The 16,558-nt window shown below is 72.1% G+C and carries 11 protein-coding genes; 4 read left to right on the forward strand and 7 right to left on the reverse strand.

What is annotated here, in order from left to right; translation table 11 throughout:
* The first annotated feature begins 462 nt into the window (after positions 1–462).
* Complete coding sequence (locus ACWCWD_RS22040; protein ID WP_450774717.1) at positions 463–1,290, forward strand: Cof-type HAD-IIB family hydrolase; 828 nt, start codon at positions 463–465, stop codon at positions 1,288–1,290.
* An 89-nt stretch (positions 1,291–1,379) separates the two neighbouring features.
* Here ACWCWD_RS22040 and ACWCWD_RS22045 read toward each other — a convergent pair whose 3' ends face one another.
* The 3 genes from ACWCWD_RS22045 to ACWCWD_RS22055 form a co-directional block, all read right to left on the reverse strand.
* A complete protein-coding gene (locus tag ACWCWD_RS22045; RefSeq protein WP_450774719.1) occupies positions 1,380–2,048 on the reverse strand; it encodes a TetR/AcrR family transcriptional regulator in 669 nt (222 codons plus the stop codon).
* A 226-nt stretch (positions 2,049–2,274) separates the two neighbouring features.
* Positions 2,275–3,534 carry a LolA family protein gene (locus ACWCWD_RS22050; protein WP_450774721.1) on the reverse strand — a complete coding sequence of 420 codons (1,260 nt, stop codon included), beginning with the start codon at positions 3,532–3,534 and terminating at the stop codon, positions 2,275–2,277.
* Between the two features lie 239 nt (positions 3,535–3,773).
* Complete coding sequence (locus ACWCWD_RS22055) at positions 3,774–4,784, reverse strand: polyprenyl synthetase family protein (RefSeq protein WP_450774723.1); 1,011 nt, start codon at positions 4,782–4,784, stop codon at positions 3,774–3,776.
* A gap of 220 nt (positions 4,785–5,004) precedes the next feature.
* Between ACWCWD_RS22055 and ACWCWD_RS22060 the strand changes: the two genes are divergently transcribed.
* From ACWCWD_RS22060 to ACWCWD_RS22070, 3 genes are all read left to right on the forward strand, one after another.
* Entirely contained in the window at positions 5,005–6,999 is a 1,995-nt protein-coding gene (locus ACWCWD_RS22060; protein WP_450774725.1) for a CocE/NonD family hydrolase, read from the forward strand.
* 174 nt (positions 7,000–7,173) lie between these two features.
* Positions 7,174–8,406 (forward strand): fumarylacetoacetase, encoded by a 1,233-nt coding sequence (gene fahA / locus ACWCWD_RS22065; RefSeq protein ID WP_450774726.1) that lies wholly within the window; start codon positions 7,174–7,176, stop codon positions 8,404–8,406.
* 122 nt (positions 8,407–8,528) lie between these two features.
* Complete coding sequence (locus ACWCWD_RS22070; RefSeq protein WP_450774833.1) at positions 8,529–9,137, forward strand: Uma2 family endonuclease; 609 nt, start codon at positions 8,529–8,531, stop codon at positions 9,135–9,137.
* A 45-nt stretch (positions 9,138–9,182) separates the two neighbouring features.
* Here ACWCWD_RS22070 and recQ read toward each other — a convergent pair whose 3' ends face one another.
* The 4 genes from recQ to nuoL all read right to left on the reverse strand — a co-directional run bounded on the left by recQ (position 9,183) and on the right by nuoL (position 16,554).
* The gene (recQ, locus tag ACWCWD_RS22075; protein ID WP_450774727.1) at positions 9,183–11,285 is read right to left on the reverse strand and encodes a DNA helicase RecQ; all 2,103 of its coding nucleotides are present in this window, start codon (positions 11,283–11,285) and stop codon (positions 9,183–9,185) included.
* A gap of 136 nt (positions 11,286–11,421) precedes the next feature.
* Positions 11,422–13,086, reverse strand: coding sequence for an NADH-quinone oxidoreductase subunit NuoN (gene nuoN / locus ACWCWD_RS22080; protein ID WP_450774728.1), 1,665 nt, complete (start codon positions 13,084–13,086; stop codon positions 11,422–11,424).
* On the reverse strand, positions 13,083–14,654 hold the full coding sequence (locus ACWCWD_RS22085; RefSeq protein ID WP_450774730.1) for an NADH-quinone oxidoreductase subunit M: 1,572 nt from the start codon (positions 14,652–14,654) through the stop codon (positions 13,083–13,085). Before ACWCWD_RS22085 ends, nuoN begins: the two co-directional genes overlap by 4 nt.
* A 4-nt stretch (positions 14,655–14,658) precedes the next feature.
* Positions 14,659–16,554, reverse strand: coding sequence for an NADH-quinone oxidoreductase subunit L (nuoL, locus tag ACWCWD_RS22090; RefSeq protein ID WP_450774732.1), 1,896 nt, complete (start codon positions 16,552–16,554; stop codon positions 14,659–14,661).
* Between the last annotated feature and the right edge of the window lie 4 nt (positions 16,555–16,558).

Raw genomic sequence — 16,558 nt, forward strand, 5'->3', positions numbered from 1 at the left:
CGCGGGCCCGCCCGGGCAGACCAAGGGCACCCCCCCCTCGTCGGCAGCTCCGCCGGACCCCCGGCCCGTCGGCACCGGTGTCGCCCTCGCGCTCGCACCGGTGCCGGGGCACCGGCGTCGGCCCCACCGACGCACCACCTCCCGTCGCGGCGCGCGAAGGGCTGCCCGTACCCATCAGGGTCGCCGGGGCAGCCCCGGGCGCCGTACCTGTCCCGCACGCACGTTCCCCCCGGGCCGCGCGGGCGACCCGTACAGGCGTCCGACCGGCGCCGCGCACGGGAGGCAGGGGTTCCGGTTCGCTCCGGTACGCGTTTCCCCCACGGCGCGTACCGGGGCCAATCCCCCAAGATCATCTTTTTTCCGCCGCCCCGGCGGCCGACCGCGTCCCCACCGGCCGGAAAGCTGACCGTCGCCCCAGGTCAGCGCCGTCCGGCGAAAAGCCGATCTCCCTACGCTGGAACCATGCATTCGTCACCCGCGCCCGCGCACGTCCGGGTCGCGCACACCCTCGTCGCCACGGACCTGGACGGCACCCTGCTGCTGCCCGACGACTCCGTGAGCCCCCGCACGCACGCGGCCCTCCGGCGCGCGGCCTCGGCCGGCGCCCGGCACATGATCGTCACCGGCCGGGCGGTCCCGGGGATACGCGCCCTCCTCGCGGAACTGGACTACCGGGGCCCGGTCGTCTGCGGGCAGGGCACCCAGGTGTACGACCCCGAGTCGGCCCGGATGCTCCGCTCGGTCCCGCTCGACCGGGAGCTGGCCGACATGGCGCTCGGGAAGATCGAGGCGGAGGCGGGTCCGGTCTTCGCCGCCGTCGACCAGGACGGCCCGGCCGGGCTGACCCTGATCGAGCCCGGCTACCGGATGCCGCACCCGACGCTCCCCGCCCAGCGGGTCGGGCGCCGCGACGACCTCTGGGCAGAGCCCGTCATCAAGGTGATGGTGCGCCACCCGGACCTGACCGACGACGAGCTCGCCGCTCTCGGCCGGGCCGCCGTGGGCGATCTGGCGACGGTCACAATGGCCGGCCCCGGCACGGTCGAACTCGCCCCCTACGGCGTGCACAAGGGCACCGGACTCGCGGTGGCGGCGGAGCTCCTGGACCTGGACCCGGCGGACGCCATCGCCTTCGGCGACATGCCCAACGACCTGCCCATGTTCGGCCTGGTCGGGCACGGGGTGGCGATGGGCAACGCCCATCCGGAGCTGAAGGCCGCCGCCGACGAGGTCACGCTGGCGCACACCGAGGACGGCATAGCGGTGGTGCTGGAACGCCTCTTCGGCTGACCGGCCGCCTCCTCGGCCGACCGGCCGCCTCTTCGGCTGACCGGCCGCCTCTTCGGCTGACCGGCCGCCTCTTGGGCTGACCGGCCGCCTCAGGCGAGGCCCGCTTCCGCGACCGGCGCGGCGACCGGCACGGCGTCCGGCCCTCCGTACGGCTCCCCGCCCTGCGCCCCGCCCGCCACCGCTCCCGGCCCGCGCAGCACCACGGCGACCAGTGCGGCGATCGCCGCCTCGTCCTGGGGCGGCTTGCGCAGGATGTGGCGGTAGTACACCGGCCCGTAGAGCAGTTCGACCATCAGCCGCGGGTCGGCGTCGGCCGTGATCTGGCCCCGGTCCTGGGCCCGGGCCAGCAGGGTGACCGCCATGTCGACCCGCGGGTCGACGACCCGCTCGGCAAGGTCCCGGGCGAGGTCCTCGTCGTGGTGGAGCTCGGAGAGTATGCCCGCGTACGCCGGTCCGTACGGGGGTGTGCCGAGGAGCTGTACCGCCAGTCCGATGTGGCGCCGCAGATCGGCCTCGATGTCGCCGGTGTCGGCGAAGGGGGCGGCGTCGGAGAGGACGTCGGTGAAGATCTCCATCAGGATGCCGCTCTTCGCGGGCCACCACCGGTAGATCGTCTTCTTGCTGACGCCGGCCCGGGCGGCGATGGCCTCCACGGTCACCCGCCCGTAGCCCCTCTCCGTGCAGAGCTCCAGCGCCGCCTCCAGGATCGCGCGTCGGGACCGTTCGCTGCGTCGCACAGAACTCGGCAATCCGCTCATTCCGTGAGCATAGGACCCCTCTCACCACTCCTTGTTGACAGGTCGTCGCCAAAAGTCGAACATGAGCGAGGCGGAAACGGAACGTACCGTGTCGGCTCCGCTGTTCGCACCGTTCGTGCCGTTCGTGCCGCGACGAGCCGATCGGGGGACGGCTCGGCCGGCCGACGGTACGGACGGCCCCGGAGCCGATCCCGTCCTCTGCCGACCGGCCCCGGTGCCCCGCGCGTCAGTGGTCCGCGTTCGCCGCCCGTACGAGGGCGTCCCGCGTCACCGCGCCGACGTAGACCTTGCCCTGATCGGTGACGAGGGCGTTCACCAAGCGCGTGCTGAAGACCGTGCCGGAGCCGAACTTCCCCGTGGCCTTGTCGCCGAAGGCGTCCAGCAGCGAGGAACTCCCCTTCGCCGAGGCCAGGTCAGCACCACCGGGCACCTCGGCGCGCAGGATCGTGGTCCAGCCCTCGCCGACCGTCGTCACGCCTCCGGCTGCCCCGGCACCCGCGGCGCCGTCCGCGCCCTCCGCGCCCTCCAGCCCTGCGAGGCCGCCGGGCAGCAGGTCCGCGAGGGGGCCGCCGCCCCTGCCCGCGGCCTCCTGGCCGGCGGCGTCCCCGGCCTCGGTCACCTTGGCGCCCTTGGGCGGGGTGAACTCGAAGACCGAGGCGGCGGGCTTGCCGAAGTCCACCTTGCTGAAGCCCACGTTGGCGGCGGCCTTCCCGCCGGAGCTCGGGCTCAGGGTGAACCGCAGCGGTACGCCGTTCTCCGCGTCCACCGCGATCCGGACGGAGCCGATGGTCGAGCCGGACTGCTTCGGCTCGATGAGCAGCTGGTACGCGTCGCGCCCGGCGACCCGCACGGTGCCGTCGACGGTGACCGACGTAGTGTCACCGACCGCCTTCAGCGCCTGGTCGGCGAACTGCCGGGGTGTGCCGTCGGCGGCGGCCCCGCGGCTGCTCTCCTCGTGCCCGCCCGCACCGGTCTTCGCGTGGAAGACCTCGTCGGACCCACTCTCGTGGGCCCAGACCTCGTCGGTGTCGTGGATCAGGCTGTACTCGGAGGAGTTGCCGAGGATGGTCAGCCGCTGCTTGTCGGGGCCGTCGGCGGCCACCTTCAGGGTGTGGGTCCCCGAGGCGAGTTCGGTCAGCCGGTCCTCGGGTGCGGCGCTTCCCGACGACGCCCCGGCGCCCTGGCCGAGGGAGCCGGCGAGGCCGCCGAGCGAGGGGATGCCGAGGTCGGTGGTGATCTTCACCGTGCCGGAGAGCCGCTGGGTGTCCGAGGCGGCGATCTTCTCGACGAGCTGCTGCGCGGTGATCTTCGGCAGGTCCGGGTCGCCGCTGTCGGCGAGTGCGGGGACGAGCCCGATGGTCGCGGCGGCCACTCCCGCCACCGCGACGGGGACGAGCGTGCGGGACGCCTTGCGGCGCATGCGATCGGCGCGCGTGGTCGCGCCGGTGGGGTCGCCCTGGGTGTCCGCGCTGTCGATGGGTGCCATGGTGTGCCCTACCTCCGTGGTCGGCGGCTTCCGTCTCTGCGGTCGCGTTCGTCCACTCCCCGCCGCGCTTCTCACCCGACGCTTCTCACCCGATGGGGTCAGGAGGAGTGGTTGTTCTCCATCTGACCGCATCGGGGGATGTCACGCGTCAGCCCGCGGACTCAACTCCGCGTACGGCTCGGGTATGACGTCACTCCACCGGAGGTACGTCCGCCCCCGGGAACTTCCCCTACGGAACGTCAGCCCGCGCGGTGCACCACGAGGTCGCACAGCTCGGCGAGCGCCGACTTGGCGTAGCAGTCGGGCAGCGGGTTGAGGGCCGCCCGGGCGTCCTCGGCGTACCGGACGGTGTCGCGGCGGGCCTGCTCCAGCGCCGGGTGGACGCGCAGCCGGCGCAGCGCCTCGGCGAGGCGGGCGTCGTCGGCGAGGTCGCCGTCGAGCAGCTCCACCAGCTCCAGGTCGTCCGGCTTGCCGTCGGCGGCGGCCTGCGCGCGGAGCAGCAGCACGGGCAGAGTGGCGATGCCCTCGCGGAGGTCGGTGCCGGGGGTCTTGCCGGACTCGTGGGAGTCGGAGGCGATGTCGAGGACGTCGTCGGCGAGCTGGAAGGCGACGCCGAGCCTTTCGCCGTACTGGGTGAGGACGTCGACGGTCCGCTCGTCGGCGCCGGACATGAGGGCGCCGAAGCGGCCGGAGACGGCCATCAGGGAGCCGGTCTTGCCGCTGAGGACGTCCATGTAGTGGTCGACGGGGTCGCGGCCGTCGCGCGGGCCCACCGTCTCCAGGATCTGTCCGGTGACCAGCCGTTCGAAGGCCTCGGCCTGGATGCGGACGGCCTCGGGACCGAGGTCGGAGAGGATGTGCGAGGCGCGGGCGAAGAGGAAGTCGCCGGTGAGCAGGGCGACGGAGTTGCCCCAGCGGGCGTTGGCGCTGTCCACCCCTCGGCGGACTTCGGCCTCGTCCATCACGTCGTCGTGGTACAGCGTCGCCAGGTGCGTCAGTTCGACCACGACGGCCGAGGGCACCACGCCCGGGGCGTCGGAGTCGCCGAACTGGGACGCCAGCATCACCAGCAGGGGCCGGAACCGTTTGCCTCCGGCCCGGACCAGGTGCTGCGCGGCCTCCGTGATGAAGGGGACGTCGCTCTTGGTGGCATCGAGGAGCCCGGCCTCGACAGCGGCCAGGCCGGTCTGGACATCGGCCTCAAGAGCCTGGTCCCGCACGCGCAGCCCGAACGGCCCGACGACGGTCACGAGAGGGTCTCCTGTCTGCTGACGATCACACGAATGTCGATCTGTCGGCTGTCTTCACTCATGCCAGCGTATCCGGTCCCCTTTGGATCACCGTGGGCGGCTTCCCGCCACCGCCGGTATGTTCGGGATCGGCTCATACGATCACGAGTTGCCGCTTTGTCGCACCGCACGGAGACCGCCGGTTCCCCCGGGCCGCCGGACCCGCCCACCGAGGTACGCCATGCACATCCGGACCGAGTTCCCGTACGAGACCGTCCGCGAGGATCACCGCGTCCCGCTGCCGGACGGCACCCTGCTGTACGCGCGGGTCTGGCGGCCCGTCACCGAGGAGCCGGTGCCCGCGCTGCTGGAGTACCTGCCGCACCGGCTCGGCGACGGGACGGCGCCCCGGGACCGCCAGCGCCACCCCTGGTACGCGGGCCACGGCTACGCCTCGGTGCGGGTGGACGTGCGGGGCCACGGGAACAGCGGGGGCCTGCCGGGCGACGCGTACGCCGACGCCGGGGTGGCCGACGGGGTGGCGGTCATCCACTGGCTGGCGCAGCGGGAGTGGTGCTCGGGCCGGGTCGGGATGTTCGGCATCTCCTGGGGCGGGGCCGCCTCGCTCCGGCTCGCCGCGGTGGCCCCGGACGCGCTGCGGGCGGTGGTCGCGGTGTGCTCCACGGACGACGGGTACGACAACGGCGGGCAGTACTGGGGCGGCTCGGTCCTCGCCTCGGACCTTCACGCCCGGGCCGCCGGGCTGCTCGCGGCGGCCGCCGAGCCGCCCGATCCCGAGCTCGTCGGGGATGGCTGGAAAGAGATGTGGCTGGAGCGGCTGGAGTCCCTCGACCCGCTCGTCCACACCTGGCTGGCCCATCAGACCCGGGACGACTACTGGCTGCGCGCCGGCGTCCGTGAGGAGTACGGCGCGATCCGGGCCGCAGTCCTCGCGGTGGGCGGCTGGCACGATCCGTACCGGGACACCGTGCTGCGGCTGGTCGAGCACCTGGACCCGGCCCGGGTGCGCGGGCTGATCGGGCCCTGGCCGCACGGGTACCCGGACCGGGGCCGGGCCCCCGGTCCGGCGATCGGCTTCCTCCAGGAGACGCTGCGCTGGTGGGACCAGCACCTGAAGGGCCAGGAGACCGGGGTGATGAGCGAGCCCCTGCTGCGGTCCTGGATCAGCGGCTCCCACCCGCCCGCCACCCGGTACGAGACGCTGCCCGGCCGCTGGGTGGGGGACGCGGTCTGGCCCCCCGCGAGCGTCACCCCGGTGGCGTACGCCCTGCGGGGCGGCGCCCGGATCGTCCGCTCGCCGCAGCAGACCGGGCTGGACGCGGGCCGGTTCTCGCCGTGCGGGAACGACGCCGACCTGCCGCCCGACCAGCGCGACGAGGACGCCAAGTCGGTCGCATTCGAGTTCCCGGTGGAGGGGGCGCCGGTCGAGATCCTGGGCCGTCCCCGGGTACGGCTGCGGCTGACCCTGGCGGTGCCGCGCGGCCAGGTCGTCGCCCGGCTCTGCGACGTGGCGCCGGACGGCTCCTCCGCCCTCGTCACCCGGGGCGCCCTCAATCTGGCCACCCGCCACGGCCGCGACCGCGCCGAGGACTGGCCGCCCGGCACGTCCGAGGACGTCACCTTCGAACTGGGCGGCATCGGGCACGCCTTCGCGCCCGGCCACCGCATCCGGCTGGCCGTCTCCTCCTCGTACTGGCCGTGGGTCTGGCCGCAGGCCGACTCGGCGGGGTTCACCCTCGACGCGGACGGCAGCCTGGTGGAGCTCCCGGTCCGCCGGCCCACCGAGGACCCGGCCCCCGTCTTCGGCGAGCCCGAACAGGCCGAGCCGCTCGGCGAGGCCGTACCGGCCACCCTGGACGGGGAGCGCCCGGAGCGGCGGATCGTGCGGGACCTGGCCCGGGGCGAGTGGCGACTGGAGGCCGACCCGCACCCGGGCGGGACGCGCTTCCACCCGGACGGCCTGGAGATCACCGAGGACGCCCTCGACACCTTCACCATCCAGCAGGACGACCCGCTGTCGGCGCGGGCCAGGTCGGACCGCGTGGTCCGGCTGCACCGGCCGGAGACGGCCTGGCGGACGGAGATCACGACCCGCTCGGAGACCGGCGCGGACGCGACGCACTTCGTCACCTCCGACGAGGTGGTCTGCAAGGACGGCGACGAGATCGTCTTCCACCGCACCTGGGAGAAGCGCATTCCGCGCACGGCCGGCTGACCGCACCCGGGCTGACGGGCCGTTCGCGGGCTGAAGGGCCGTTCGCAAGCTGACGGGGCGTCATGCGCGGGTCGCTTTCCGGACGAACCCGGCCGGGTACGAGGTCCGCGTACGGACGCGGTCCGTGCGCACCGACGTAACGTGTCCCGCACAGCGACTGGAAGGCAGCACCCCATGCCCGAGCAGAGCAGCCCGCTCGACACCGACGAAGGCGACCCCTTCGGCCCGCACAACCTTCCGTACGGCGTCTTCTCCGTGCCGAGCGATGCCTCCGGTGAGCGGCGGGTCGGTGTCCGGATCGGCTCCCACGTACTGGACGCCGGGGCGGCGGCCCACGCCCTCGGCTCCCCGTACGCCGGGCTGCTCGCGCGGCCCAGCCTGATGCCGCTGCTCGCGGCCGGGCGTATCGCCTGGCGGGACGTGCGCCGCGCGCTCACCGGGTGGCTGACCGTCCCCTCGCACCGCGCCCAACTGGAGCCGCTGCTCCACCCGGTCGACGCGGTGACGCTCCATCTGCCGTACGAGGTCGCCGACTACGTCGACTTCTACGCGAGCGAGCACCACGCCACCAACGTCGGCCGGATCTTCCGCCCGGACGGTGCCGCGCTGACGCCCAACTGGAAGCATCTGCCCATCGGTTACCACGGAAGGGCAGGTACGGTCGTGGTCTCCGGCACGGACGTGGTGCGCCCGTCGGGGCAGCGCAAGGCGCCCGCCGACGCGGCGCCCGTCTTCGGGCCCTCGGTGAAGCTGGACATCGAGGCCGAGGTCGGCTTCGTGGTGGGCGTTCCGTCCGCGCGGGGCACGGCGGTGCCGCTGGCCGACTTCCGCGAGCACGTCTTCGGTGTCCAACTGCTCAACGACTGGTCGGCGCGCGACATCCAGGCCTGGGAGTACGTCCCCCTCGGCCCGTTCCTCGGCAAGTCCTTCGCCACCTCCGTCTCCGCCTGGGTGACCCCGCTGGAGGCGCTGGACGCGGCCCGCACCGCCCCGCCCGCCCGGGACGCGGAGCTGCTGCCGTACCTCGACGACGCGGACGAGGAGGAGCCGGGTGGCATCGACCTGCGGATCTCCGTCGCGGTCAACGGCACGCTCGTCGCCGAACCGCCGTTCTCCACCATGTACTGGACGGCGGCCCAGCAGCTGGCGCAGATGACGGTGAACGGCGCCTCGCTGCGCACCGGTGACCTCTACGGCTCCGGCACGGTGAGCGGGCCCGAACCGCACCAGCGCGGTTCGCTGTTGGAGCTGACCTGGAACGGCCGCGACCCGCTCGAACTGCCCGGGGGCACCCGGACCTTCCTGGAGGACGGCGACACGGTGACGATGACCGCGTGGGCGCCGGGTCCGCACGGCACCCGGGTGGGGCTCGGCGAGGTGACGGGGACGATCCGGGCGGCGGGGTGAGGGGGCCGGGGTGCCCACCGAGGTCAACGCCGACGGGTCCGTTCACCTGTTCGCAGGACTCTTGCCCCGTTCCGTCCCGATACGGCGGTCGCGTCGGTGAGACTCCGGCCATGGGAGCACCGATGAACGTCGGACCCGAGGTACCGGAACCTCGGTGGGCGGTCCCGCCCGAGGGCGGCTGGACCGCTGATGACCTGGACACCCTGCCGAATCTGCCTCCGCACACGGAGCTGATCGACGGGAGCCTCGTCTTCGCGTGTCCGCAGACTCTTTTTCACAGCCTGGCGATCAGCTTCCTCGGCCGACAACTCCAGGTACGGGCACCGAAAGAACTGGAAGTCCTGAGCCGCTTCACCATCGACATCGACCGCCACAACCGGCCCGAGCCCGATGTGCTCGTCGTGGACGCCCAGGCTCTGGCGACGATGGACCAGACCCGGGTCCCCGCCGAAGCGGTCTCGCTGGCGATCGAGGTCGTCTCGGCCGAATCCCGTTCCCGGGACCGGGAGACGAAGCCGGTGAAGTACGCCCGGGCCCGCATCCCGCACTTCTGGCGGGTGGAGAACCAGGACGGGCGGGCCGTGGTGTACGTCTTCGAGCGGGAGCCGGCCACCGGTGCGTACACGTCGACAGGGATCTTCCACGACCGGCTGAGGGTGTCCGTGCCGTTCCCCATCGACCTCGATCTCACGGCGATCGCACCGCCGAGCCGGACGGCGGAACCGGAGTAGCCCCGGCTCCCCCGCCCCCGTCTCCGCCCCCGTCTCCGTCCGAGCTCACTCGTACTCCGGGGGCTCCTCGTCGTCCCAGCCGAATTCGGCGTCGGCGAACGGGTGGCCCGTGTCGGCCGCCGTACGCGCGGGCTCCCGCACCGGAGCCGGAGCATCGGCCGCCCGCACCGGAGCCGGAGCATCGGCCGCCCGCGCTGGAGCGGGTGCGTCGGCGGCCTCCGCCGCAGGTGCTCCCAGCCCCGCCAGGACCTCCAGCACGCCCTCGCCGTAGGTCGCCAGCTTCTTCTCGCCCAGGCCGCTGACCCCGCCCAGCTCGGACAGGGACGAGGGGTGGAGGGTGGCGATCTCGCGCAGGGTCGCGTCGTGGAAGATGACGTACGCCGGGACGCCCTGCTCCTTCGCCGTCGCCCCGCGCCAGGCGCGCAGCGCCTCGAAGACGGGTACGGCGGAGGCGGGCAGATCGGCGGCGGCAGCGGCCGACTTGGCGCGGCGTTCGCCCTTGGCGGCCGTACGCTCGGTGACCCGCTTGGGCTCCTTGCGCAGCAGGACCTCGCGCTCGCGGCCGAGGACCGTGGCGCTGGCGTCGGTCAGCACGAGGGTGCCGTACTCCCCCTCCACGGCGAGCAGGCCCTGGGCCAGCAGCTGGCGGACCACGCCGCGCCACTCGGCCTCGGCCAGCTCCTCGCCGATACCGAAGACGGAGAGCTGGTCGTGGTCGAACTGGATGACCTTCGCGGTCTTGCGGCCCAGCAGGATGTCGATGATCTGCCCGGCGCCGAACTTCTGGTTCCGCTCGCGCTTCAGCCGCACCACGGTGGAGAGCAGCTTCTGCGAGACGACCGTGCCGTCCCAGGTCTCCGGGGCGACCAGGCAGGTATCGCAGTTGCCGCAGTTGGCGGCGGTGGGCTCCTGGCCGAAATAGGTGAGGAGCTGGGCGCGGCGGCACTGGACGGTCTCGCAGAGCGCCAGCATCGAGTCCAGGTGGGCGGAGGCGCGGCGGCGGTGCGCATCGTCGCCGTCGCCGCCCTGGATGAGCTTGCGCTGCTGGACGACGTCCTGGAGGCCGTACGCCATCCACGCGGTGGAGGGGGCGCCGTCACGCCCGGCGCGGCCGGTCTCCTGGTAGTACCCCTCGACGGACTTGGGGAGGTCGAGGTGGGCGACGAACCGGACGTCCGGCTTGTCGATGCCCATGCCGAAGGCGATCGTCGCGACGACGACGAGCCCCTCCTCGCGCAGGAAGCGGGACTGGTGGGCGGCGCGGGTCCCGGCGTCCAGGCCGGCGTGGTACGGCACGGCCTCGATGCCGTTGCGGCAGAGGTACTCGGCGGTCTTCTCGGTGGAGTTGCGGGAGAGGCAGTAGACGATGCCCGCGTCCCCGGCGTGCTCCTCCTTGAGGAAGGTGAGCAGCTGCTTCTTCGGGTCGGACTTGGGGACGATGCGGTACTGGATGTTGGGCCGGTCGAAGCTGGCCACGAAGTGCCTGGCGTCCGGCATGCCCAGGCGGCGGGTGATTTCCTGGTGCGTGGCGTCCGTCGCGGTCGCCGTCAGGGCGATGCGCGGGACGTCCGGCCAGCGCTCGCCGAGGACGGAGAGGGTGAGGTAGTCGGGGCGGAAGTCGTGGCCCCACTGGGCGACGCAGTGCGCCTCGTCGATCGCGAAGACGGAGACCGTGCCCCGGGAGAGGAGCGAGAGCGTGGAGTCCAGGCGCAGCCGCTCGGGCGCGAGGTAGAGGATGTCCAGCTCTCCGGCGATGTACTGCGCCTCCATGGAGCGGCGCTCGTCGAAGTCCTGGGTGGAGTTGATGAAGCCGGCCCGGACACCGAGGGCGCGCAGGGCGTCGACCTGGTCCTGCATGAGGGCGATCAGCGGGGAGACGACGACGCCCGTACCCGGGCGGACCAGGGCGGGGATCTGGTAGCAGAGGGACTTGCCGCCGCCGGTGGGCATCAGGACGACGGCGTCGCCGCCCGCGACCACGTGCTCGATGATGTCGCCCTGCTCGCCGCGGAACGACTCGTACCCGAAGACCCGGTGCAGGGTCCGCCGGGCCTCGCTCTCCGCGCCGCCGGTGGCCCCGGCACCGAAGCCTTCGCCGCCGGTGGCCCCGCTGCCGGTGGCCCCGGTCACGGCCTCGGTCACATCCATGGTTCCGCCCGTCCTGCTCGTCGCTCTGCTCGCCGTCGTCCGACCCGTCCCCTTCACCATAGGCGGCCCGTACGACAACGCCGGACGGGCTTGACTCCAGCCCGTCCGGCGTTGGTGGCACAGTGTCGTACGCGCGCTACCGCACGAAGATCCCCGCCTGGCTCGCCAGGTCCAGGAAGTACTGCGGGGCGAGGCCCAGCACCAGGGTGACCGCGACGCCGACGCCGATGGTGGTCATCGTCAGCGGGGACGGGACGGCGACCGTGGGGCCGTCCGCCTTCGGCTCGCTGAAGAACATCAGGACGATGACCCGGATGTAGAAGAACGCGGCGATCGCCGAGGAGATCACACCGACCACCACGAGTCCGCCCGCGCCGCCGTCCGCCGCCGCCTTGAAGACGGCGAACTTGCCGGAGAAGCCGGAGGTGAGCGGGATGCCGGCGAAGGCCAGCAGGAACACCGCGAAGACGGCGGCGGTCAGTGGGGAGCGCCGGCCGAGCCCGGCCCACTTCGACAGGTGGGTCGCCTCGCCGCCCGCGTCGCGCACCAGGGTGACGACGGCGAAGGCGCCGACCGTCACGAAGGAGTAGGCGACGAGGTAGAAGAGGACCGAGGAGATGCCCTCCGGGGTGGTCGCGATGACACCCGCGAGGATGAACCCGGCGTGCGCGATCGAGGAGTAGGCGAGCAGCCGCTTGATGTCGGTCTGGGTGATCGCGACGATCGCGCCGCCCAGCATGGTGACGATGGACACGCCCCACATGACCGGCCGCCAGTCCCAGGTGAGCCCGGGGAGCACGACGTACAGCAGGCGGAGCAGCGCGCCGAACGCGGCGACCTTGGTGGCGGCGGCCATGAAGCCGGTGACCGGGGTCGGTGCGCCCTGGTAGACGTCCGGGGTCCACATGTGGAACGGCACGGCGCCGACCTTGAAGAGGAGCCCCATCAGGATCATCGCGCCGCCGATGAGGAGCAGTGCGTCGTTGCCCATGGTGGAGGCGAGGGCGGGGTCGATCTCGGTGACCGAGCCGTCGACGACGCTCGCGATGGTGGCGTACGAGACGGAGCCCGCGTAGCCGTAGAGGAGGGCGATCCCGAAGAGGAGGAACGCCGAGGAGAACGCGCCGAGCAGGAAGTACTTCACCGCGGCCTCCTGCGACATCAGCCGCTTGCGGCGGGCGAGGGCGCAGAGGAGGTAGAGCGGCAGGGAGAAGACTTCGAGCGCGACGAAGAGGGTCAGCAGGTCGTTGGCGGCCGGGAAGACCAGCATGCCCGCGATGGCGAAGAGGACGAGCGGGAAGACCTCGGTGGTGGTGAACCCGGCCCTGACCGCCTGCTTCTCGCTGTCGCTGCCCGGGACGGATCCCGCCTGCGCGACGAAGGAGTCGACCCGGCTGCCGTGCGACGCGGGGTCGAGCCGCCGCTCGGCGAAGGTGAAGACCGCGACGATCGAGGCCAGCAGGATGGTGCCCTGCAGGAAGAGCGCCGGGCCGTCCACCGCGATGGCGCCCATCGCCGCGATGTGGGCCTTGGTCGTGCCGTACCCGCCGGCCGCGAGCCCGACGACCGCGGCGAACGCGGCGGCCAGGGCGACGACGGTGAGGAGGACCTGCGTGAGGTACCGGGCCCGGCGGGGCACGAAGGCTTCCGCCAGGACACCGAGCACCGCCGCGCCGACCACGATCAGGACGGGTGCGAGCTGGGCGTACTCAATGGTGGGGGCCGTGAACTTCACGTCCGGGGCGGCCGTCGTCACCCCGCCCGCCACGGTCCACAAGCTGTGGACAGCTGTTGCGCTCACTTGGCGGCCTCCACCTCGGGCTGGGGGTCCTGCTTCTGTACGTCGGACATGGTGTGCTGCACCGCCGGGTCGACGATCTCGGTGAGCGGCTTCGGGAAGACGCCCAGGAAGAGCAGCAGCGCGATCAGGGGGACGACCACCACCAGCTCACGGACCCGCAGGTCCGCCATGCCCTGGACGGTGGCCTTCACCGGGCCGGTCATGGTGCGCTGGTACAGGACCAGGACGTAGAGCGCGGCGAGCACGATGCCGGTGGTGGCGATGATCCCGGCGACCGGGTAGGCGCTGAACACCCCGACCAGGACCAGGAACTCGCTGACGAACGGGGCGAGCCCCGGCAGCGAGAGGGTGGCGAGGCCGCCGACGAGGAAGGTGCCCGCGAGGATCGGGGCGACCTTCTGCACTCCGCCGTAGTCGGCGATCAGGCGGGAGCCGCGCCGGGTGATGAGGAATCCGGCGACCAGCATCAGCGCGGCGGTCGAGATGCCGTGGTTGACCATGTAGAGCGTGGCGCCCGACTGGCCCTGGCTGGTCATCGCGAAGATGCCCAGGATGATGAAGCCGAAGTGCGAGATCGACGCGTAGGCGATCAGCCGCTTGATGTCGCGCTGGCCGACCGCGAGGAGCGCGCCGTACACGATGGAGACCAGCGCGAGGGCGAGCACCACCGGGGTGGCCCACTTGCTGGCCTCCGGGAAGAGCTGGAGGCAGAAGCGGAGCATCGCGAAGGTGCCGACCTTGTCGACGATCGCGGTGATCAGCACGGCGACGGGTGCGGTCGCCTCGCCCATGGCGTTGGGCAGCCAGGTGTGCAGCGGCCAGAGCGGGGCCTTCACCGCGAAGGCGAAGAAGAACCCGAGGAAGAGCCACCGCTCGGTGCTGGTCGCCATCTCCAGGGAGCCGTTCGCGCGGGCCTCGGCGATCTCGGAGAGCGAGAAGCTCCCGGCGACGGCGTACAGCCCGATGACGGCGGCCAGCATGATGAGGCCGCCGACCAGGTTGTAGAGGAGGAACTTCACGGCGGCGTACGAGCGCTGGGCCGCGGCGTTCTCGTCGGTGCCCGCGTGGGCCCGGTCCCCGAAGCCGCCGATGAGGAAGTACATCGGGATGAGCATGGCTTCGAAGAGGATGTAGAAGAGGAAGACGTCGGTGGCCTCGAAGGAGAGGATCACCATCGCCTCCACCATCAGGATCAGGGCGAAGAAGCCCTGGGTGGGGCGCCACCGGGAGGAGTGCGTCTCCAGGGGGTCGGCGTCGTGCCAGCCGGCCAGGATCACGAACGGGATGAGCAGCGCGGTGAGCGCGAGGAGCGCCACCCCGATGCCGTCCACGCCGAGTTCGTACCGGACGCCGAAGTCGGCGATCCAGGCGTGCGACTCGGTGAGCTGGTAGCGGGCGCCGCCGGGCTCGAAGCGGACGAGCACGATCGCCGCGAGGACCAGGGTGGCCAGCGAGACGAGCAGCGCCAGCCATTTCGCGGCGGTGCGCCGCTGGGCCGGGACGGCGGCGGTGGCGATGGCGCCGATCGCGGGGAGTGCCGCCGTCGCTGTCAGGAGGGGAAAGGACATGTGATCAGACCGCCCTCATCAGCAGGGTCGCGGCGATGAGGACCGCCGTACCGCCGAACATCGAGACCGCGTAGGAGCGGGCGTAGCCGTTCTGCAGTTTGCGCAGCCGGCCGGAGAGCCCGCCGACCGTGGCGGCCGTGCCGTTGACGACGCCGTCGACCAGGGAGTGGTCGACGTAGACCAGGGAGCGGGTGAGGTGCTCGCCGCCGCGGACCAGGACGACGTGGTTGAAGTCGTCCTGCAGGAGGTCGCGGCGGGCCGCCCGGGTGAGCAGCGAACCGCGCGGGGCGAGGGCGGGCACCGGCCGGCGGCCGTACATCGCCCAGGCGATGGCGACGCCGATGACGAGCACCACCATGGTGGCGCCGGTGACGGTGGTCGCGCCGACCGGGGAGTCGCCGTGGTCGTGGCCGGTGACGGGCTCCAGCCAGTGCAGGAACCGGTCGCCGATCGAGAAGAAGCCGCCCGCGAAGACCGAGCCGAAGGCGAGCACGATCATGGGGATCGTCATCGACTTCGGGGACTCGTGCGGGTGGGGCTCGTGGCCTTCGGCGTCGGGCTGCCAGCGCTTCTCGCCGAAGAAGGTCATCAGCATCACGCGCGTCATGTAGAACGCGGTGATCGCGGCGCCCAGCAGGGCGACGGAGCCGAGGATCCAGCCCTCGGTGCCGCCCTTGGCGAAGGCCGCCTCGATGATCTTGTCCTTGGAGAAGAAACCGGAGAGGCCGGGGAAGCCGATGATGGCGAGGTAGCCGAGGCCGAAGGTGATGAAGGTGACCGGCATGTACTTCCGCAGGCCGCCGAACTTCCTCATGTCGACCTCGTCGTTCATGCCGTGCATGACCGAACCGGCACCGAGGAAGAGCCCGGCCTTGAAGAAGCCGTGCGTCACCAGGTGCATGATCGCGAAGACGTATCCGATGGGGCCGAGGCCCGCGGCGAGGACCATGTAGCCGATCTGCGACATCGTCGAGCCGGCCAGCGCCTTCTTGATGTCGTCCTTGGCGCAACCGACGATCGCACCGAACAGGAGCGTGACCGCTCCGACGATCGCGACGACGAGCTGGGCGTCCGGGGCGGCGTTGAAGATCGCTCCGGAGCGGACGACGAGGTACACGCCCGCGGTGACCATGGTCGCGGCGTGGATGAGGGCGGAGACCGGGGTCGGGCCCTCCATCGCGTCGCCGAGCCAGGACTGCAGGGGCACCTGCGCGGACTTGCCGCAGGCGGCGAGCAGCAGCATCAGGCCGATCGCGGTGAGCTTGCCCTCGCTGGTGTCCCCGGTCGCTCCGAGCACCGGGCCGAAGGCGAAGGTGCCGAAGGTGGTGAACATCAGCATGATCGCGATGGAGAGGCCCATGTCGCCGACCCGGTTGACCAGGAAGGCCTTCTTGGCGGCGGTGGCCGCGCTGGGCTTGTGCTGCCAGAAGCCGATGAGGAGGTACGAGGCGAGGCCGACGCCCTCCCATCCGACGTACAGCAGCAGGTAGTTGTCGGCGAGGACCAGGATGAGCATCGCCGCGACGAACAGGTTGAGATAGCCGAAGAAGCGGCGACGGCGTTCGTCGTGCTCCATGTAGCCGATCGAGTAGATGTGGATCAGGGTGCCCACACTGGTGATCAGCAGGACGAACGTCATCGACAGCTGGTCGAGCTGGAAGGCGACGTCGGCCTGGAAGCCCTCCACGGGAATCCAGCTGAACAGCTTCTGGTGCAGCAGGCGTTCTTCGGCGCCCTTGCCGAGCATGTCGGCGAAGAGCACCACGGCCAGCACGAACGACACGGCGGCGAGCAGGGTGCCGAGCCAGTGTCCGGCCCGGTCGAGACGGCGGCCCCCGCACAGCAGGACGGCCGCTCCGAGCAGGGGCGCCGCGATGAGCAGCGCGATCAGGTTCTCCACGATT

This window comes from Streptomyces sp. NPDC001493 (genome assembly GCF_053597235.1).

Coding starts and splice junctions, on each gene's coding strand:
- ACWCWD_RS22040 (WP_450774717.1), top strand. CDS start 463: ATGCATTCGTCACCCGCGCCCGCGCACGTCCGGGTCGCGCACACCCTC.
- ACWCWD_RS22060 (WP_450774725.1), top strand. CDS start 5,005: ATGCACATCCGGACCGAGTTCCCGTACGAGACCGTCCGCGAGGATCAC.
- ACWCWD_RS22045 (WP_450774719.1), bottom strand. CDS start 2,048: ATGAGCGGATTGCCGAGTTCTGTGCGACGCAGCGAACGGTCCCGACGC.
- recQ (WP_450774727.1), bottom strand. CDS start 11,285: ATGGATGTGACCGAGGCCGTGACCGGGGCCACCGGCAGCGGGGCCACC.
- ACWCWD_RS22085 (WP_450774730.1), bottom strand. CDS start 14,654: ATGTCCTTTCCCCTCCTGACAGCGACGGCGGCACTCCCCGCGATCGGC.
- ACWCWD_RS22050 (WP_450774721.1), bottom strand. CDS start 3,534: ATGGCACCCATCGACAGCGCGGACACCCAGGGCGACCCCACCGGCGCG.
- ACWCWD_RS22070 (WP_450774833.1), top strand. CDS start 8,529: ATGAACGTCGGACCCGAGGTACCGGAACCTCGGTGGGCGGTCCCGCCC.
- fahA (WP_450774726.1), top strand. CDS start 7,174: ATGCCCGAGCAGAGCAGCCCGCTCGACACCGACGAAGGCGACCCCTTC.